Origin of the sequence: Pseudoalteromonas sp. NC201, from assembly GCF_002850255.1 — a bacterium.
Taxonomy (GTDB): domain Bacteria; phylum Pseudomonadota; class Gammaproteobacteria; order Enterobacterales; family Alteromonadaceae; genus Pseudoalteromonas.
This window is the reverse complement of the sequence record NZ_CP022522.1, coordinates 3,243,501-3,263,983: the sequence shown is the minus strand read 5'-3', so window position 1 is coordinate 3,263,983 and position 20,483 is coordinate 3,243,501. Positions and strand designations below refer to the sequence as shown.

Here is a 20,483-nt window from a genome sequence, read left to right as displayed (position 1 = left end):
ACGCGGGGTAAGCCCGCTTCCGCAAAATAAAAATGGTATTAATGCAAAATATTTGGACAGGAAAGTCTAAATACATTGATTGGCGCTTTAAACTCAGTGCCAAACTCATTACGCATTAAATAAAACCCTTCCATTGTACCAACGGGAGTATCGAGCACCGCGCCGCTGGTGTACTGATAGCTCTCGCCAGGACGAATAGTGGGCTGCTCACCAACGACACCTTCACCTTCGACTTCAGTCTCTTTGCCATTAGCGTCGGTAATGAGCCAATAGCGGCTATGTAGCTTGGCATTACATAAGCTATGGTTTTTGATGGTAATTGTATAGGCAAACACATATTTATCCTTTTCAGGCTGTGATTGCGCTTCAACGTAAAAGGTCTCCACCGATACTTTGATAGGTGAGCCAATATTAGTTTGAGTTGTCATATATCCAATTTGCAATTTCAATAAACTGGTTAAGCGACAGGTTTTCAGCGCGAAGTGTAGGGTCGATACCTAAGTTTCGCAGCTGCTCTTCGGTTAACAGGTTCGATAAGCTATTTCTTAGTGTCTTACGACGTTGGTTGAACGCTTCTAAACAAACAGTGTTCAAAAGCTTAGTGCTCTTAGCTGTACGTTGCGACGGATCTTTTGGGATCAATCGAACAACGGCCGAGTCAACTTTAGGTGCTGGTTTAAAGCAATGTGGTGGCACTTCGATCACAGGAATAGCGTGACAATAGTACTGCGTCATGACGCTTAAGCGACCAAAGGCCTTGCTGCCTGGGCCTGCAACCATACGGTTAACCACTTCTTTTTGCAGCATAAAGTGCATATGCTCGACCTGATCTGCAAACTCAAATAAGTGAAATAGCAAAGGGGTTGATACGTTGTAAGGTAAGTTACCAAAGATCTTCAGTTTTTCCCCTTCTTTGATTAAAGAAGAGAAGTCAAACTTCATCGCGTCGCCTTGGTGAACCGTTAATTTAGGTCCCAAGAATGGGTGATGGATCAAGCGCTCGGCAAGATCTTTATCGAGTTCTACAACGGTTAGGTGGCCACTTAAATCACAAACAGGTTCAGTGATAGCACCTAAACCAGGACCGATTTCAACCAGATTGTCTTCAGGTTTTGGGTCGATAGCAGTTACTATCTTGTCGATAATATTGTTGTCATTTAAGAAGTTTTGACCAAAGCGTTTACGCGCTCTGTGTCCGAGATGTACTTTATCTGTCATGCATTCTGTGCTTTTTTGGTTGCGAGCTTAATTGCTTCGCGGATCGCTAATTCAAAACTACCCACTTCAACATCACCAGAGCCGGCTAAATCAAGCGCTGTACCGTGATCAACCGATGTGCGAACAAAGGGTAATCCTAGGGTGATGTTTACTGAGTTTCCAAAACCTTTATATTTTAACACAGGTAAGCCCTGATCGTGATACATTGCGAGCACAGCATCAGCATTATCTAAATATTTAGCTTGGAAAAGGGTGTCAGCTGGCAGCGGTCCAACCAAGTTCATGCCTTGTTTATTCAGCATTTCCAGTGTTGGCTCAATGGTTTCTATTTCTTCACGACCAAGATGACCACTTTCTCCAGCGTGCGGATTTAATCCACAAACTAATACCCTGGGTTGTTCAATACCAAACTTGGTTTGTAGGTCGTGATGTAAAATATGAATGACTTTGCTGAGACGCTCAGGCGTAATTGCCTTTGATACGTACGCCAGTGGGATATGCGTAGTTACTAGCGCTACACGCAGCCCTTCGGTTGCGAGTAGCATTACGACATCAGCGGTATCAGACTGTTGTGCAAAGTACTCAGTATGGCCGCTAAACGAGATCCCAGCTTGGTTAATAATGCCTTTATGAACTGGGCCCGTGACTACCGCTGCAAATGTCCCATCCATATTCTTTTCAGAGGCAATGCGCAAGGTTTCGAGCACATAATGGCCATTGGCTTCATCTAATTGACCAGCGACCACTTCAACACCTTTGTCTACTTGAAGGTAGTAAATGGCACCAGCAGGTGCCGCTTCAGGCGCAGCTTCGCTGTCAAATGGCAGCAACTTGATTTGCTCACCGAGTTCTTTGGCGCGTTTTTCTAGAATACTTTTATCAGCCACCGCAACCAACTGAGCAGGCCATGCGTGCTGAGCCAGTTTGATAACAAGATCTGGGCCAATACCTGCAGGCTCACCCGGTGTAATTGCGATTCTGAGTGTCATAGCCGTTATTCCGCTTCGATAATTTCAATATGCGCTTGGTCACGCATTTCTTTAATCCATTTAAAGCTTTCTTCTTTAAATTTACGGTTAAACAACAGACGGTGTGCGCGATTTAACTTGGCTTGTTCTGTTTTATCGGCTACGCGTTTATCTAGCAGTTGTACAATATGCCAGCCAAATGTACTTCTAAATGGTTCACTGATCTGATCTTTTTCTAGCGACAACAGAGTGTCTCTAAACGCAGGTACGTATGTAGTTGGATCTGTCCAATCGTACTCACCACCTTTAAGTGCAGAGCCTGGATCTTCAGAATATTCTTTAGCCAGCGCTGCAAAGTCAGCGGTACCTGCGCGCAAGTCTTTTACAAAGCCAGTTAGCATTGAGCGTGCTTTTTCTTCACTTAGGATAATAGACGGCTTGATTAAGATATGACGTGAACGCACCTCAACAGTTTCAACGACTTCACGACCACGAATATCTTGTACTTTTAGAATGTGGAAACCTGCACCTGAGCGCAGTGGACCAACTATGTCGTCTTTTTTCGCACCTTTTATGGCCTCAGCGAACAAGGTTGGCATTTCGTTAATTCCCATCCAGCCTAATTGACCACCATCGAGCGCTTTTGAGCCGCTAGAAGAAGCAATTGCGATGCGCTTGAACTCTTTACCTTCGTTCAAAAACTTAATCACGTTATCAGCGCGCTCACGAGCGTCTTCAATTTCTTCTGGAGTCGCTTTATTTGGGATCTTAATCAAGATATGGCCGATATCATACTCTTCCGAGTTACCCGTTTGCTCACTCAATATTTTTTGCAGGTTAGTAACCTCTTGAGGGCTAATATAAATACGGCGGTCAACACTGGCACGGCGCACTTGGCTTGTGGTTATTTCTTTACGGATCTCTTCTCGGTATGCCGGGAAGCTTTCGCCGCTAGCTTCAACTGAGCGACGTAAATCAGCGATAGTACCACCTTGGTCTTGGGCAATATTCGCAATGGTCTGATCCAATTGAGCATCTGAAATTTGCATACCCATACGGTCACCCAGTTGCAACATTAAAGATTGCTCAATGAGTTTATCTATGGCTTGTAAGCGTAATGTTCTATCGCTAGGAAGTTCGGTACCTTGCTGCTCAGCCTGTTCTTTTACACGATTTATTATTTGATCGACTTCGCTTTGTAAAATTACACCATCATTTACTGTGGCAACAACTGTATCTAGCTTTACACGCTCAGCATGTGCTTGAGTAAACAGGCCTGCACTTAAGGAGGCCACTAATAACAACTTTTTTAAATTCATACGGCTTTCTAAATTCTATTTATTCAAAAAATACGGTCTACGGTAACCAAAAATACCCTGTCGAAGGAGTTTACTCGCATCACCACTGCTTTGGCTTCCAAGCCCTGTAAGGACAAATTTAAGGCTGAAGCCAGAATCAAACACTGCTTCATCATTTGTAAGTGTTTGGTTTAAGTTTGTTTCAATTTGACGATTCGCAGTCACCTGAATAGCCCAACAACAAGACTGGTATTGAACACCAACAAAGGATTCAACACTTCTATTTGCCGTCATATCTCGGTGATAGCTTGCTACAAATTGCCAGTTATCGTCAATTGGTAAACTTGTAAAGAGACCGACTTGGTCAATTTCATAGTCTGAGACATCATTAACATAACGATGGTTCAATTGCACTAACTGCTTATCGTCTCCTTTGTAGTCCAAAGTAAAGTGAGACTGCACTAACTCTTTGCTATCCACATCATATTGCACCCCACCTGAGAGGTACCAGCGCTTATGCCAATGTAACATGGATTCAGCGGCAAATAGTGCATTATAGTTGGTATCATCAGTAAATAGCTGTTCAGAAGGCTTTACAGATGACTCAAGATAAATGATCTGACCTGCACTGAAGTTAAAGCGCTCGACATTACTGCTATCGAATACACGCGTAGTTGCACCCACCGTGAATTGATTGGCTTCTGCAATACGGTCATAACCTGAGTAACGGCGTGCTCTAAACAGACCAATAAAGTCATCTTGTAACTTAGCAGTATCGTACCAGCCAATTTGGCTTTGCTCTCTGTGAGGAGTGTAAAGGTACTGAATTTGTGGCTCAAGCGTTTGCGTACCTTGTTCAAAAAAGAACTCGGTACTGCGTTCAAAGTTCAGTTGTCCGTGTACCCGTAAACTAGGCAATGTACGCGTGACAGACTCCTCATACTCTGTATCAGGCATATCTATATTTTGTTCATAACGCGTGTGAAGTAGGCGTGCCTCGGAGGTAAATGACCAAGCGTAGTCGCTGCGTGAAAAAGACACGCGAGGCTCTAGGTGTAATCGCGACGCCTCTGAGATTGGCAAAGCATCATTTTGAAAATAGGCAAACTCACCCTCAAAGTCCCAATCAAGGCCAACAAGTTCATAGCTGTCCCGTGTACGGAAGCTAATTTGCGGTAGTGCAGTGTAGGATTCTCTGTGGTCACCCAACACTTCAAAATCTTGCAACTTTAAGTCGACTAACCAGTCTTCACCAAGGTAACTTAGACTGCCGGTGCGATATAACTGAGTGTCAGTTTCATTGGCGTATTCGGATGTTAAGTCAGTGAGATAGTTATCGTCACTCACATTTGTAACATCAACAAACGCACGCCATTTATCACTTAAATAGCTTTTTTGTTGCCAATGTACTAAATAGCGATCGTCTAGCTGTGGCTCGGAATCATCCTTACTGAGGTATTCGACGCCAATTTTACCTTGATGTTGTTCAGTTAAATATCTGAACTCGGTAATAAGCTGAAATCCTTTATTAGCCATGTACCTTGGTGTTAGGGTCGCGTCGTAGTTAGGAGCTAGATTGAGATAATAAGGGGTGATCAGCTCCAAGCCAAACTTATTTGAGCTGGAAATTGTCGGTGTCAGCAGGCCAGATTTTCGTCTATCATCGATTGGAAACGTAAAGTAGGGTAAATAGATAATTGGCGTGTCCATAATTTTGAACACCGTATTATAGGTTTCACCCCAACCGTCTTCTCGAGAAAGTACAATACTGCTTGCCTCGATACTCCAAAATGGGTCATCAGCAGGACACGTGGTGAAGCTAGAGTTGTCGAGTGAAATTTTGCTGCCAGAGGCATGCAACTTCTCTGCACCACCGCGCCCCAGCTGGTCTGTTAATTCATATTCAGCACCAAGCAAGCTCACGGTGTTAGCATTTAAATCCGCGAATAGCCCATTGCTGTGAACTTTGGTAAATTGGTCACGATAGAGTAGCGGTCCAGAAGCGCTGAGCAGGCCTTCTTTTTTATCGATTAGCGCACGTCTAGCTTCTAAGCTCATGGTTTCAGTGTTAATCACCACATTACCCGAAAACTCAGCACTATCTGTACCTTGTAGTTCTAAGTCATCGGCAACGATATCAATGGCATGTTTGGGCAGCGAGGCTAACGGCTTCCAGTTTTCTGGCTGCATATAGTCTTTACATTGTGCGGCGACAATGTTCGTATTAGCAAAAGCTGTAGAATGAATCGCGGATAATACAGCCAAGCCCCAAATTTTGCGCATTTAATAACCTATTAGCTGAGCATTTAATAATAAGCTCATCATGATAAATGAAAACTGTCGGAAATACAGTAGCATTTAAATATTTACAAGTAGAAGGTGTAATAGTTAATCCATGAATAGTCAAAACCAGCGCGTCGAGTTTATACAGCAAGCAATACATAGTGACGATTTTACGTGTGAGGCTATCACCTCGGATGCCAGTTTCCGGCGTTATTATCGCGTCAAACAACAAACGATGTCGTGGATCTTAATGGAGACACCGGTCGATAAACTCGATAATGCCCCTTTTATTGGTTTAAATACGGTGTTTGCAGAGCAAGGGCTCAATGTGCCACAAATCCTTGCAAATAATGAAGAACAAGGGCTGTTACTGTTACAAGATTTAGGTTCTGAGCATTTGGCCGATAGGTTGGCATTGCCTTCTCGGCTAGAGGATTATCGTGCGTTGATAGCGCTTATTCCAGAAATAGCCAAAACACCAAAGAGTGAATGGATGAAGCCCTATGATGCTGAGTTCGTTGATATGGAACTTAATATCTTTTACGAGTGGCTTGTAACAAAATGGCTTGGTTTAACACCCACCGAATATCAACAAGTGCAATGGCATAATGTGAAGTTGAAACTCGTTGATGCGATGACTCGTCAGCCGCAGGTTACGATGCATCGAGATTTTCATAGTCGCAACCTGATATGTCATCAGTCTCAGTGGTATCTCATTGATTATCAGGATGCGGTACAAGGACCTGTCACTTATGATGCGGTTTCGCTGTTGCGGGATTGTTATACTCGCCTTGATGCACATGAGTTTACCGAGCTTCAGCAACATAGCTTTGACTGCTTAAAAGCGGCAAATTTATTAGGCGATATGGATTTTAGCACCTACCAACATTACTTTGACTTAACGGGGATGCAAAGGCACCTTAAAGCTGCCGGGATTTTTACTCGTCTATTGCAGCGAGACGGCAAAGGCGGGTACTTAGAAAATATTTTGCCAACCTTACGCTACCTCGTTGAAGTAGCGAATAAGTATAAAGAATTTCAGTGGCTTGCAAGCTGGCTAGAGAATGACATAATGCCTCAAGCGCAGGCCAAATTAGGCACAAAATAGAAGTAACAATGAAAGCGATAATTTTATCTGCTGGTCGTGGTAAACGCATGATGCCACTGACCGCGAACCAACCAAAACCTATGCTTAACGTCGCAGGAAAACCACTACTTGAGCATCATATCGAGCGTTTAAAAGCGGCTGGGATCTGCGATATCGTGATAAATCTTGCATGGCAAGGTCAGGTGATAAAAGACTATTTCGGCAATGGTAGTCACTTCGGTGTCAATATTGAGTACAGTGATGAACCTGAGGGGGGATTAGAAACCGCAGGTGGAATCATTCAAGCACTGCCGATGTTATGTGAACAGGATGACAGCTTTATTGTACTCAATGGCGATATTTTTACGGACTATGATGTCAGCAGCTTGGTGCAGTTACAGCTCGGAAGCACAGCAGAGGGCCATTGCGAGGCGCACATTGTGTTGGTAGAAAACCCTGAACATAATCCTGAAGGCGATTTTTGCCTTGCCCATCAGCCGCTCAATCAGCAAAAGTATACCTTGTCTGGTATTGGCAAATATCACCAAAGTTTTTTTACCGAGCTTGGGGCTGGCTTTATAAAACTAGGGCCGTTGCTGCGCAGTGGGCTTGAGCAGCATAAAGTTTCTACTGAACTGTATTTGGGCGCATGGGACGACATCGGCACGCCAGAGCGACTAAAAATGATCAACGAAAAGTTAGGGTATAGCGATGTGGGGTAAATTATTAGGCACAATTTTCGGCTTTTTATTTGGTCGTTGGTTAGGCGCTATTTTAGGGTTTTATCTCGGCCATTTATTTGATAAAAGTTTGCGTCAGGATTTTGATAAAGTCGGTGGCTTTCAAGGTTTCATGAAAGGTGAAGATCTGCATGAGCGCCAAGCCTTGTTCTTTTCCAGCTGTTTTTCTGTGATGGGACATATTGCGAAGTCTAATGGTCGAGTCAGCGAAATCCACATTCAAGCTGCGTCTGCATTTATGAGCGAAATGGGCTTGCAGGGTGAAGAGCGAAAAGAAGCACAACATGCGTTTACTGCGGGAAAAAGCAGTGACTTTTCGATAAAAGAAGCGGTTACCGATTTTAAAGAAGCTTTTGCCAGACGCTATGACTTGAGGCAGCTGTTTTTAGAGATTCAAATTCAAATGGCATTTTGTGATGGTCATGTGTCTGATGCGGAGAAGGCCTTACTTAAACAGGTGAGCAAGTATTTAGGCTTTGCAGAAACACACTTTTTATTCCTGCTAAAACGCTACCAAGCAGAATTTGAGTTTCGCCGCTCACAGGCGTCGGGGAGATCGCAACATCAATACCAGCAACATGGCGGCCGTCAACCAGCATCACAAGATAATGGCTTAAGCCGTGCTAAAGCTTTGGCTGTACTGGGATTGAGTGAAGAGGCAAATGAGCGTGATATCAAAAAAGCTTACCGCAAACTGATGTCGCAGCATCACCCTGACAAATTGGTGTCTCAGGGATTACCTAAGCATATGATGGAAGTTGCAAAGCGTAAAAGCCAAGATATTCAGTCTGCCTATGAATATTTAAAAAAGAGCTAACTTGAAACACTATAAGACGCGTAAAAAGCCGAGTAACTCCTTTCTGAGCCTTTGATGTTGGAGTGGATCGGTTTTTTCTCCAAAAAGCTCCCGTTGGCGATAATCAAATTTACTGTTTTTTCTCGCCCAGCGCGCTCTGTCCGGCGTATTGTCGACCACAATAGGATTGTCAAAACTGTAGTAAACATCCAGTAAAGCAGGGCTTATCAGAGAAAGGTTGGATGCTAAGTGCTTTTGCCGCGTTGCATTAGGCAGTTGTGGGCTAACAACGGCAAAGGCATCGATACGTAGTTTGGGCAGAGTAGCTAAGTGCTCACCGAATAAACCTGCGCTATTACCAAATGCGACAACCACCAACTTTTCTGTTTGAGTCATGGACAGGGTGTTGTAAAGCACCTCAAAGCGGCTGATCAGGGCCATTTTATATTCGTCGAGATTAGATTCTGAAATGGGTGCAAGCGTTTGCTGAGCCGGTTTTTCAGCATCGGGGAGCGCGATGTCTTGCTCTAGCAGACTTGGTGCATAAGAAAGGTCCGGCGGAGTAAGGGTATAGGTGTCGTAGCCATCATCGCTTAAGCGCTTTGCAAGAAAGCTTATGCCGCTGTTATTGAGGGGCGGAGTTTGCATGTCTGGTAATAAGATCACGATGCCTTCACGAGCAGCTGCCATATATTCTTGATGAAATACATAAAAGCTTTCGTTTTCGCTTTCCAGTTTCATCAGTTGCGATGGCTCGTAGAAGCGATTAGCGTCTTGCTGATAAAGAGAACCAAGTGGTGCTGCGTCAATATGTTCTGCTGCAAAAGTCGTCGCGGGTAAAGTGGTAACAAGTAATAAAAGCGTTCTGATGATCATGGTACAAGCGCGTAAAATATCATAATTGGTTATCGACCAGTTAAGTGAAAGCTTTAGCTGTCGCTATTTTTTAGCGTTTTAAGTTAAACTGCTCGGCAGTGGAAATGAAAGGAGAAATTTGTGCAGTATAAAGATAGCAAACGAGACTATCTCTTTATGTTTTTAAAAGGGGCCGGAATGGGAGCTGCGGATGTTGTCCCAGGCGTTTCTGGCGGCACCATTGCTTTTATTACCGGCATCTATGCACGCTTTTTAAATGCCATCAAAAGTGTGAACTTACAGGCTTTGAGCACATTGCGCCGTGACGGCCTAAAAGCAACGTGGCAGTACATTGATGGTAGCTTTTTACTGGCGGTATTTTCTGGTTTGCTCATCAGTGCAGCGTCTTTGGCGAAGGTGATCACTTATTTATTGGAAGCACACCAAACACTGGTATGGTCATTTTTCTTTGGTCTTATCGTCGCTTCTTTTATTTATGTTGCAAAACAGGTCTCTCATTGGAACGGCCAAAATATTATCGCCTGCGTAGTTGGTGCTGTCGTGGCCTTTGCTATTACTTCTCTTTCACCAGCTGAAGCGCAAGCATCTCATTGGATGTTTTTTATCTCAGGTGCTATTGCCATTTGCGCGATGATCTTACCTGGGATCTCAGGGAGCTTTATTCTACTGTTATTGGGTATGTATGGCCATGTACTCAGTGCGGTGAACCAGCTTGAATTTGGCTTAGTGAGTCTATTCTTACTAGGTTGTATTGTGGGGTTAATGTCGTTTTCGCGCCTACTCAGCTGGCTATTGGCGCACTATCAACAAGTAACGTTTTCGCTACTAGCTGGCTTTTTACTTGGCTCGCTTAATTTATTGTGGCCTTGGAAACAAGTGCTTACGACTTACGTGAATTCCAGTGGTATAGAAAAGCCATTGAGTCAGGCCAATATTTTGCCAGCACAATACAGTACGCTGTATGGTCAAGACCCGAATACGTTGGCATGTATTGCGCTTGCCATTGCAGGCCTTGCGCTGATCTTAACCATTGAAAAGATAAGCGAAAAATATTAATAACATAGACATCTAGAACAATAGATACGTGTTGAGCTTACGTGTCTATTGTTCTAAACCACCCAGTCACAGAAAGTCGCGGCGCTTTTGTAAATGGCGCGACGTAAGTCACAGAATGAATTTTACTTACATCAAAAACCACCAGTGAATTGAACTTAGGTGCATAACTTTTAGTGGGTGTGCCATCACGTTCAAAAAACTGCAGTAGCCCGCCCCAGTCAGGGTGCCAACTTTTGCTTAGGCTAAGTACATAGGCATAAACCCGGCCCTCAGCTTCAACAATATCATTATGTCGCGTTAAATACTGACCACCAATAAATCGTGTTGCTTGGGCAGAGGTACGGATAATGTTCTGTCCAGATATCGCGGAAAAGCAGGACTGTACAGCGCTACTATTGAGGTTATTGTAGAGCTTTTTCAGCGCCTCAGGGCTCGTCGATTCTATGGAGTGGCGGCCATACATAAAACCAACGCCACGTGATGCATAGCTATGTATATCTTCGAGCAAGGCTTGCTGCTCTTGCGGTGTTAAGGCAAGAATATCACTGTCTTTGACTGATTTTGCTGTCCCGTTATGAAAAAGTGCGAGTTGGTAGTCTAGGTTACAGAGGCACTCATGTAGTTGTTGAGCGTTTGTATCGTCTAGAATATTTTCAATCCGTGCAAAGCCTTCGTTGCTCAATTTTTGCTGTAATTCAATTTGTTGTTGCTGCGAAAGTTGAAGCATAAATACCTACTGCTGATGTATGGGCCTGTTTGTAATATTGTAAACAGGATGCCTTAGACTTCAGTCCAATGCTGATTATTTTTTATCTATGCTAAAGTGAGTTTGGCTGAAATGCCATCCCTCTGCACTCATCGATAGGCAAAAAAATGAAAATCAATGGACTACTGCTATTCTGTTGCGCATGGGTCATATCCGTGATCCCATCACCAGCCTTGGCGGCTCAAGGCACTTTAGATCTTACCAGCTCGACACTCGGCTTGGTTTGTATTGTTGTCTTCGTTTTAGCATACGCACTTGTAATGCTCGAAGAAAAACTCCATATGCGAAAATCAAAGCCAGTGCTCGTGGCGGCAGGCGTCATTTGGCTCATGATTGGGGCGTATTACGTCAATCAGGGGCAACCCGATGTTACCGAGCATGCATTTCGGCACAATTTGTTAGAATTTGCGGAGCTGATGTTGTTCTTGCTGGTTGCGATGACTTATATCAACGCACTAGAGGAACGCCGCCTTTTTGATGCGCTACGAGCGTGGATGATCCAAAAGGGTTTTAGCTATAAGAATCTCTTTTGGATCACTGGGTTTTTATCCTTTTTTATCTCTCCAATTGCAGATAACCTAACCACAGCCTTACTGATGTGTGCTGTGGTGATGAAGGTGGCTGAAGGTGACAAAGAGTTTATCAATTTAAGCTGTATCAATATTGTGATAGCAGCCAATGCAGGCGGTGCATTCAGCCCCTTTGGTGACATTACCACTTTGATGGTATGGCAAGCTGGTATGGTACATTTCAGCGAATTTTTAGCGCTATTTGTTCCTTCACTGGTCAATTACATCGTACCAGCACTCGTAATGAGTTATTTTGTGGCGGATAGAAAGCCCAGTGCAGTTTACGAAAGAGTAGAGCTTAAACGCGGCGCTTTGAGAATTTTAACTTTGTTCCTACTGACTGTCGCAACCGCTGTGCTTTCACACAGCTTGCTGCATTTACCACCGGTTCTTGGCATGATGATGGGCTTGGGCTACCTACAGTTTTTTGGTTACTTCCTAAGAATGACATTGCCTGGGTCATTAGCAAGAAAGCGAGCGATGGCCGAGAGAGAAGGGGATCAAGAGCGTCTCGAGAAGTTAGGAAGTGTTGTGCCATTCGATGTGTTTAGCAAAGTTTCACGCGCTGAGTGGGATACCTTATTATTCTTCTACGGCATCGTTATGTGTGTTGGTGGTCTTGGGTTTCTCGGTTATTTAAGTTTAATGTCAGAGATATTATACGGTGAATGGTCTGCAACCTATGCCAACGTATTCTTAGGCATTATTTCTGCGGTCATCGATAACATTCCAGTGATGTTTGCCGTGCTGTCGATGCAACCTGAAATGTCACATGGCCATTGGTTGTTGATCACGCTTACGGCTGGGGTAGGGGGAAGTTTACTTTCTATTGGCTCTGCGGCAGGTGTTGCGCTTATGGGGCAAGCTAGAGGCTATTATACTTTTATGGGGCACTTAAAGTGGGCACCTGTGATCTTGCTTGGTTATATCGCGAGCATTTTATGTCACCTGTGGCTTAACGAATCTGCTTTTAGCGTGTTTGGCTAGCGCTTACACAAGGTGTAGTGAGAGTGAATAATCAATATGTGCTTCACTCTCACTGCTTTTATTGCTCGGCGAGGTAATGCCGATAACGTTGTACCCATTCCTGTGATACTGGTTTATCCATATTCAGCACTTTCTCTACTTCAGTAATTACAATTGCACCATGTATTTTTCCTACCATAACGGGCGTCGCAACATCAGTGTTTGGTTTGATGCTACCATTAATCACTTCCACGGCCGCTACTCCTAATTCCGTGGCGAGCATTCTATCTTCAACAGATGGTGCCCCACCTCGTTGAATATGGCCTAACACGCAAAGTGCACAATTGATATCGTCATTGCTATTTAACTCTGTCTTAAGCGCTTGAGCGCCGCCTGGCCATAAATTTTCGGCCAGTATTATCAAAAAGCTACCGTGTTGATGTTGTTGCTCTATGGCATTTTTGAGATGAGCTAAGACCTGATAGGTATTCTCTACCGTGCAATTTTCAAATGAAATGATAGCCTCAGCACCTGTCGCAATACCTACATGGTAAGCAATATGCCCGTTATGACGACCCATCACCTCGGTGATAAAAACTCGCTCAAAGGCATTTGCGGTATCACGGATTTTATCTATTGCGGAGGTGGCAGTATTGATGGCTGTGGAAAAGCCAATGGTGTTGTCACACCCTGAAAGGTCGTTATCTATAGTACCGGGAATACCAATTAGCTGACCTTGCCAGTGAGCTGCCAGCGCCTGCATTCCCCTAAACGAGCCGTCACCACCAATCACAATAAGTACGTCAATATGGAGCTTTCTCAGGGCATTTGCTGCTTGCAGCACGCCTGAGGGTTCTAGCATCGCAGGGCAGCGGGCACTTTTTAGAATTGTGCCACCAAGTTGGGTGATATCGGTGACGGAAACCGCACTTAGCTCGGTGTACTCTTGATTAATTAGACCATTGTAACCATGAAAAAAGCCAAAGCACTGAAATCCAGACCTCAGGGCACTTAACGTGATAGCTCTAATCGCTGAGTTCATCCCCGGCGCATCACCGCCACTTGTCAATACTGCTATCCTTTTCGTCATGTCGTCACTCTAACATTGCTTGGTTATTCTTTTTGTATACTATCAGAGTGATTTGAAGACAAGTTGATCGACATTAAATATAGAGATTAAGTGCGAGGATATAGAGAGGTAAAACGGCATTTAGGTTTACCTAAATGCCGTTTTAATTAACGTTGCGTGACTTTGCTAGCAAGTTCTTCACGTTGTGCGGTCGGTAGGTTATCCACGACGATTTGATAAGAATCATCAATCATTTTCTTTATTTCGTCTTCTGGAATAGTGCCATCTAAGATGACTGTATTCCAAAGACGCTTATTCATGTGATAACCTGGCACAACAGACGAATACTTATCTCTAAGCAATAATGCTTCGTCAGGGTCGCATTTTACATTTAACCACCAAACAGGTTCACCATTTTCATTTACTTGCCCCTCTTTCCCCTCAGTCAGAGTTGCAAACATTTTATGTTGAACTTTGTACACATCTACGTCTTGCGCAAAAGGCTTAGTGATAAAGGTTGCAGGCTTGGCCTGCAAATATTCATGTACGCTTTTCTGATCCATAGCCCGTGTCCTTGAAGTAACAGTTAATACTACATGAGAGTAAGTTTAGCAGCTCTTGTGATAATACTGTAATCGTCTATCAGTAAAAACTATCAGAAAGTCTATACTATGGCGTTATAACGCAGACAATTATTGAATAACTGACCGTTTTATATCGGTTTAACTCACAGTTGACGATTAAAATAAGTACAGTGTGTAAAAGCACTAAAATTTCAGTCGTCTACAATATTAGAAAAGCTAACTTTTAATTTCCAGTTAAGGACAAAGTCTGCTCAACACAGTACGCTAAAAATACACTCATAACCTAAGTGGACTAAGCTAGGAAATCATTGGCATTTGACCGTAAAAAATTTCCCACTTGTCTCTATTTCCCAAATTAGGAAAGTTACGGCATAACACCCCTTGTGCAATGCTATACCTCTAAACAGTCCGCTATTAAATTAAATAATACAAAAATATGCAACAATAATTTCTTCATTGATTAAATATTGAACGTTGTGTAGACTCATCGCCCGCATTAGTAAATAGTATCGAAATGTGATGTTTCTTTCCCAATAAAGAATGTTTTAGTTTTCTTTTTGAATTAAAAAACCGAGGTGTATCAGTGGCTTTTGGAATTATTTCAGCTTTATGTGCGATGGCAATGTATCTTCAAACTCTGTGGACTGGAATGCCGAGAAAACGCTGGTTAAGTTTGGCTTTAGTGGCAGGTCCCGCGGCGCTGGTTCTTTTTCGAGTGCACTATCGCAGAGCGTGGATGCGTCGATGCGCAAATTTAGTTAGTTGGAAAGCATAAACGTAGTTAGGTCAAATGAAATAAGGCTATTGTACGAGCTGTAGGTTTGGTTTTTCACTCGGGGTGTGTTGCTTTAAAAATTGCTCAAATTCATTGCTTGAAAGCGGTTTTGAATAGTAATAGCCCTGAACTGTTTGGCAGTTTAACTGTTCTAAAATATTGAGTTGCTCTTCATTTTCAACACCTTCTGCGACAACATGAAGGTCTAAGTTGTGCGCGATAGTGACAATAGAGTCCACCATGTTTCTGCCGCGCTCGTTACCCATGTCATCGATAAATGCTTTATCGACCTTGAGTGTATTCAGTGGAAATTGCTTGAGATAAGCCAGTGATGAATAACCAGTACCAAAGTCATCCATGGCTAAGTGTATTCCTCTAGCACTGAGGGAGCGCATTATCGAAATTGCTTCTTTTGGATCGTCCATCACCGTTCCTTCTGTGATTTCTAACTCAAGAAAATAAGAAGGAAGTTGATTTTTTTGCAAGATAATGTCGATACGAGTGGTCAAATCCGGCAAGCTAAACTGTTTTGCTGATAAATTCACCGCAACTCTGCCATTAAACAATCCTTTATCAATCCAGCGCTTCACATCACGGCATGCTTTGTCTAAAACGACCTCTCCAATTTCGATGATCTGTCCAGTTTCTTCTGCGATGGGGATAAATACACCAGGACTTATCACCCCCTTTTTTGGGGTAATGAAACGTACTAACGCTTCCATACCAACCAGTTCGCCGGTTTTAATGTTCATTTTTGGCTGATAGTAGACAACAAAGTGATCCTCTTTGAGGCCATAACGCATTAAGTTTTCTATTTGCAGACGTTTAACCGCTTGCTCATTCATTGAATCATTAAAGAATAAATAATGGTTACCCTTTTGCTTGGCATGATACATAGCGGTATCTGCATTTTTCAGCAGGCTTTCAGGAGACTTACCATCTTCAGGGCATAGTACAATCCCAACAGAAGAGGTGATCACTAACTCGTGGTTAGCAATTTTAAAAGGCGTAGCAATCGCAGCTAGAAACTGTTTTGCAGTACGTGTAATAGTGTGAATATCATTGGTGCCTGAAATTACCAATGCAAACTCATCACCACCCAGCCGGTAAAAGGTATCTTGTTGGCGAGCAAGTTTATTTAGCCGCATTGCTAGTTTTGCTAGTAGCGTATCACCTAACTGGTGGCCCAGCGAATCGTTGATCTTTTTAAAGTTATCTAAGTCGAAGACAAGTAGGGCATGATGCGCCCCTTGTAACGATAGCTTTTGTAGATTGGTAAAGAACAGGTTGCGATTGGGGAGACCTGTCGTACGATCGCGATTTGATAAATTGTGGAGTTGTGATTCTGCTTTCTTACGTTCGGTTAAATCTGAGTAAACAACCACATAGTTGCTGATCTGGCCGTGATTATTTTTAATCTCGTCAATCGTAATTTCTATAGGCAAGAGTACGTCTGCTGCATTACGAAGTTTGAGTTCTTCTTGCCAATGCTCTGTTTGCTTTAGCTGAGCTTTTACTTGGGCGACAAACTTCTGATCATAACCCGGTAAGTTAAAGTGCTTATTCAGATAATGTTCCCGTTGACCACCAAATAGCTTCAAGTAGCTTGGATTTAGGTCGACTAAATTATAATGTTTGTCGTAAATTGCGATTGCGTCAGTAAGTGATTCAACACATTTTGCAAACAGATTTAACCTTTCTTCGGTACTCTTGAAGTGACTAATATCGCGAACCGTACCTGTCATTCTTAAGGGGTTGAGGTTGGCATCTTTCTCGATAATTTTGCCTCGGTCTAACACCCAATGATACTGACCTAGTTCATCTTTAATACGATAGCTTGCTTCAAAGAAAGGTGTCTTTTCTGCGAAATGCTGTTTCATCAGCTTTTCAACGATTAATAGGTCTTGCGGATGGATCCTATGCTGGTTGGGGATGATGCCGCCAGGCTTGGCAGAGTTCATGCCGTATTTGTCGTTGATCCGAACAATCTCACCTGATTGAATATTCCAGTCCCATAGTGTATCGCCACTGCCTTCAATCGTACTTTTAAATCGTTGTTCTGAGTGCTTAAGTTGAAGAGTGGACTTTTTGAGTTGGTGATTCGACCAAACTAAGTAAGGAATGCTGAGCAGAGCAATCACGCATGGTACAAGCCAGGCTAACTGGGCACCAGTTAATACACTTGCTTCACTGGCGTAAGTTACATGCGGAGTCAGTGATAAAAGTAGTGCATTGATTGTTATTGTTTTTATTTTTAGGCTCATATTATGCGTAATTCATAACTGCAATCTCTAATCTAAATCAAGCCATTGTAGTAGTCAAAAGGAAAACGTTGATTAAGGGTAAATTCAGGTTAATTGCGGTTTTTCACAACAGCGAAACAAAGTTTCAGATGAAATTCATTGCGCTAACGAATATGGTTGCGCATTTTTTGAGCTTCAGTTGAGACTTATATGGATGCGCTAGGTGAGGAAAGTCTTATTAGGTATCTGAAAACTTGATAAGCGCTCCTTGCTTACACTAAAGCATTAATTGCACTTTAAAATCAATCGTGGAGCATTTGGCTCTAGCATCTTATCTATATAGGCAAGGATGTCTTCTAGTTCCAAATCGGCCAAAGCTTGGATTAATCTTTGTTGCATATCAAACTGGTGAAAGTCATTGGTAATTGAAATCCACAAACGCTGCGCTCTTAGCCTCAGGTTTTTGTCTTGCTCCGAAATATGTAACAACAAGCTTTCTTTAGAGCGCTGCCAACTTTTCTCATCTAACTGATGTAATTGCTTTGCAAATTGTTTAAGAAATCTAGCATGCCTTGTAAGTAGGTGTTTACTATCAAAGTTGGGGGATTGAATATAAAAAGCGATACCCGCACGTGTATTGAATGGTGCATATCCAGCGCCAACCAAATAACCAAGTTGTTCCTTCGTTCTTAACTGTTCAAAGTAATCTTGATTTATGAGGTTATTAACCGCCATCATGGTGACTTTTTCTTCAACAGAATCGGTACGTGATTGAAAATATTCAATGAAGGCATAATCACTGCCTTCACGTTCGATATGTTGTTCCGTTAGTTGCGTCAACTCGTTTAAGGGACGTTTCAGATCTTCCAAGATTTCGCTGCTTGAAAACAGCCCGTGTACTGATGTTTTTAATTTTTCAGCATGTTTTAGTTGCCAATTACCATGCATAAAAGCTTTGACGTGAATGGCTGAAAAAAACTGCTTTCTGAATAATTGAAATTCGTTAAAGCTGGCACTTTTAAGTGCGCTGGCTAAATCTTCAGGACTTGGATTCCATGGCATCAAGTGAGCCCCAAGTCTGCTAAATAGTTCGCTCACTGGTTTATTCTTATTGTGATTTTTCCAGTGGCGGATAAGTTGCTTTTTATATTCTGCAAAGCGAGCTGCATGGATAGGTTGGTTCAGTAGCGCCTCGACTAGCTCTAAAACCAAGGTAATTTGATTACCTGTAAGTCCTGCAGTGTGCAGGGTTAAGCCTCCTTGATGAGAATTAATATGATAACTAAGGCCTGCCAATTCTGCGCTATAAAAACGCTCTGCAACAGCATCCATAAAGAGATCGGCAAACAGGCGAGATAGTGCCATATGTTTATGACAGGTGACGGACGGGGCGGAGTCTATTTCGAGATAAAAATGCCCCTTGGTAACTCTAAAAGTCAGATCTTGTTTAAACCAAAATTCAAATCCAGGCTGATCAGCAAGGCGGATCGGCGTATCTTGCTCGCTCTCTATATCATGAAGTGGATTTTTCGCGCTAAGGTATGGATTAATCAATGGCAGTGACATTTGTGGCAAAGGCATATGCACATTATAAAGAGACTCAATCCAGTCTGTAGCTATCGGCGAGACACTATATGGCGTGTTGTACCACTTGGCCTTTTTATTTACCTCTACATTAGGGTGGATAAGCACAAGGCGCATATTGGTAGGGCACAAATGCATCAGTAGTTTTTCGTGTTGCTCTTGAGAAAAGCCATCCATGCGATAATCACCATAGAGAAAATCTTCTTCCTCATAGTGGTGCATATTAACGCTGATTGAATTTACCCAGTCTAACATGCGGCCAACTTCTTGGTTATCGAACGCGATATCCAGTAAAGTACTTTTGTCTTGGTAAAGGCGTGGTAGTGCGGCGGTATTTTGCTTAATTAAAGCTATGTACTCGAATAGCATTTCCACTATGTCTTCATAGTATTCAATCCCTTCATCGGTAAGTGCAAAACTGATGTTAAAGTCTCTGAAATTACTACCCGTGATCCCACCACCAGCCGATAGTGCATTGATCCAACCTTGTGACTTGAGGATAGAGTACAGCGAGCCTTTACCTTCATACCCTAACAAATGGGCTAAAAAGCTCACACTCTTATGGCGGTATAAATCTGTAGGGTTGGGCATAGCAAAACTGACAATAAGTTTTTGCATATGCTTTCGGGGTTTGATTTTTAACTCTAATTGCAAGTCGCATTCACGATACATCGGAACTTGTATCGCTGGTTTTTCTTCTTTGGAGCCAATTATTTTCGCAAACGGTAAACTGTAGGATTCCAAGGTTGTCAACGGTTGTGGTCCGGCAACAACTAGTGTCATCCACTGAGCTTTATAATACTTATTAAAAAATGCGCGTAATTCACGGGCTATATTGCCATTACGATCCGCGAGAGTGTCTCGCGTACCAACAGAAAACTTGGCGAATGGGTGTTTAGGATTGATGGTTTCTTTATGAACTTGATAGATGCGACGGCCATCATCTTTGACTTTCATTTTAAACTCAGCGTCAATCGCCTCTCGTTCTTTTTCTGTGTCGCTATCACTCAATAAAGGAGATACAAAGAATTGGCTAAAACGCGCTAATGCTTCATCTAATCGTTCGGCGTCACAGTCAAAGTAATAGCTTGAATGCTCAGTACCTGTCCATGCGTTGCTTTGACCACCATATTGACTAATAAATTGAGAAAACCCACCAGAGTCAGGGTGTTCAACAGTACCAAGAAACAGCATATGTTCTAAAAAGTGTGCCATCCCTTGGCGATCTTCAGGATCGTCAAAGTGACCAACATTAACGGTTAATGATACGGCGCACTTAGCGGTTGAATCGTCATTGATCAACAAGACTCTAAGACCATTGTCCAGTGTTAGTAATTGGTACTGCCGACTATCATTATTACTCAGTTTCAATATGCTGCTGCCGATAAATTAGTTAAAAGATAACTGAAGGTAATTAGAATTTCATTTCATGTTAATCCTTCATTTGTTTTAATATAGCGAACAAACCAGTGAGATAGCTACCGGTTTAGAAGAAAATAATATCCAGCTGCATATATTGAGAAGTCAGCAAGCATAAGATCCGATGTTGTGAGTGGTACAAAAGGGAAAGACCATTAGCGACAATAGTTTAAATGCGGATCTCAT

General features: G+C 42.7%; 16 protein-coding genes. 5 read left to right on the top strand and 11 right to left on the bottom strand.

Annotation, left to right across the window (positions count from 1 at the left end):
• Positions 1–38: 38 nt before the first annotated feature.
• From apaG to lptD, 5 genes are read right to left on the bottom strand one after another with little or no spacing between them, the layout of a single operon-like run.
• Positions 39–428 carry a Co2+/Mg2+ efflux protein ApaG gene (gene apaG, locus PNC201_RS14215; RefSeq protein WP_010606005.1) on the bottom strand — a complete coding sequence of 130 codons (390 nt, stop codon included), beginning with the start codon at positions 426–428 and terminating at the stop codon, positions 39–41.
• Positions 412–1,218, bottom strand: a complete 807-nt coding sequence (rsmA, locus tag PNC201_RS14210) for a 16S rRNA (adenine(1518)-N(6)/adenine(1519)-N(6))-dimethyltransferase RsmA (RefSeq protein WP_010606006.1) — start codon at positions 1,216–1,218, stop codon at positions 412–414. Before rsmA ends, apaG begins: the two co-directional genes overlap by 17 nt.
• On the bottom strand, positions 1,215–2,207 hold the full coding sequence (gene pdxA / locus PNC201_RS14205) for a 4-hydroxythreonine-4-phosphate dehydrogenase PdxA (protein WP_010606007.1): 993 nt from the start codon (positions 2,205–2,207) through the stop codon (positions 1,215–1,217). Before pdxA ends, rsmA begins: the two co-directional genes overlap by 4 nt.
• A gap of 5 nt (positions 2,208–2,212) precedes the next feature.
• Positions 2,213–3,505, bottom strand: coding sequence for a peptidylprolyl isomerase SurA (gene surA / locus PNC201_RS14200; protein ID WP_010606008.1), 1,293 nt, complete (start codon positions 3,503–3,505; stop codon positions 2,213–2,215).
• 15 nt (positions 3,506–3,520) lie between these two features.
• Positions 3,521–5,767, bottom strand: a complete 2,247-nt coding sequence (gene lptD, locus PNC201_RS14195; RefSeq protein WP_102057427.1) for an LPS assembly protein LptD — start codon at positions 5,765–5,767, stop codon at positions 3,521–3,523.
• 112 nt (positions 5,768–5,879) lie between these two features.
• On the opposite strand from lptD, the gene PNC201_RS14190 reads away from it, so the two are divergent.
• Genes PNC201_RS14190 through djlA form a run of 3 tightly spaced genes read left to right on the top strand, consistent with a single transcriptional unit; the run spans position 5,880 to position 8,411 of the window.
• Complete coding sequence (locus PNC201_RS14190; RefSeq protein WP_102057426.1) at positions 5,880–6,875, top strand: aminoglycoside phosphotransferase family protein; 996 nt, start codon at positions 5,880–5,882, stop codon at positions 6,873–6,875.
• Positions 6,876–6,883: 8 nt separating this feature from the next.
• Positions 6,884–7,576, top strand: coding sequence for an N-acetylmuramate alpha-1-phosphate uridylyltransferase MurU (gene murU / locus PNC201_RS14185; protein ID WP_102057425.1), 693 nt, complete (start codon positions 6,884–6,886; stop codon positions 7,574–7,576).
• On the top strand, positions 7,566–8,411 hold the full coding sequence (djlA, locus tag PNC201_RS14180; RefSeq protein WP_010606012.1) for a co-chaperone DjlA: 846 nt from the start codon (positions 7,566–7,568) through the stop codon (positions 8,409–8,411). The genes murU and djlA overlap by 11 nt, the downstream gene beginning before the upstream one ends.
• A 9-nt stretch (positions 8,412–8,420) precedes the next feature.
• Here the strand turns inward: djlA and PNC201_RS14175 are convergent, their stop codons facing one another.
• A complete protein-coding gene (locus tag PNC201_RS14175; protein WP_102057424.1) occupies positions 8,421–9,266 on the bottom strand; it encodes a DUF3530 family protein in 846 nt (281 codons plus the stop codon).
• 120 nt (positions 9,267–9,386) lie between these two features.
• Here PNC201_RS14175 and PNC201_RS14170 point away from each other — a divergent pair, with 120 nt between their 5' ends.
• A complete protein-coding gene (locus PNC201_RS14170) occupies positions 9,387–10,322 on the top strand; it encodes a DUF368 domain-containing protein (RefSeq protein ID WP_102057423.1) in 936 nt (311 codons plus the stop codon).
• Between the two features lie 37 nt (positions 10,323–10,359).
• Here the strand turns inward: PNC201_RS14170 and PNC201_RS14165 are convergent, their stop codons facing one another.
• Positions 10,360–11,049, bottom strand: a complete 690-nt coding sequence (locus tag PNC201_RS14165; protein WP_102057422.1) for a 2OG-Fe(II) oxygenase — start codon at positions 11,047–11,049, stop codon at positions 10,360–10,362.
• A 146-nt stretch (positions 11,050–11,195) separates the two neighbouring features.
• Between PNC201_RS14165 and nhaD the strand changes: the two genes are divergently transcribed.
• Complete coding sequence (gene nhaD / locus PNC201_RS14160; RefSeq protein WP_029215836.1) at positions 11,196–12,644, top strand: sodium:proton antiporter NhaD; 1,449 nt, start codon at positions 11,196–11,198, stop codon at positions 12,642–12,644.
• A gap of 58 nt (positions 12,645–12,702) precedes the next feature.
• Here nhaD and PNC201_RS14155 read toward each other — a convergent pair whose 3' ends face one another.
• The 4 genes from PNC201_RS14155 to PNC201_RS14135 form a co-directional block, all read right to left on the bottom strand.
• Complete coding sequence (locus tag PNC201_RS14155; protein ID WP_102057421.1) at positions 12,703–13,713, bottom strand: ATP-dependent 6-phosphofructokinase; 1,011 nt, start codon at positions 13,711–13,713, stop codon at positions 12,703–12,705.
• Between the two features lie 146 nt (positions 13,714–13,859).
• Positions 13,860–14,255, bottom strand: coding sequence for an MmcQ/YjbR family DNA-binding protein (locus PNC201_RS14150; protein ID WP_010606018.1), 396 nt, complete (start codon positions 14,253–14,255; stop codon positions 13,860–13,862).
• Between the two features lie 822 nt (positions 14,256–15,077).
• On the bottom strand, positions 15,078–17,315 hold the full coding sequence (locus PNC201_RS14140; RefSeq protein WP_102057420.1) for a putative bifunctional diguanylate cyclase/phosphodiesterase: 2,238 nt from the start codon (positions 17,313–17,315) through the stop codon (positions 15,078–15,080).
• 264 nt (positions 17,316–17,579) lie between these two features.
• The gene (locus PNC201_RS14135; protein WP_102057419.1) at positions 17,580–20,249 is read right to left on the bottom strand and encodes an insulinase family protein; all 2,670 of its coding nucleotides are present in this window, start codon (positions 20,247–20,249) and stop codon (positions 17,580–17,582) included.
• Between the last annotated feature and the right edge of the window lie 234 nt (positions 20,250–20,483).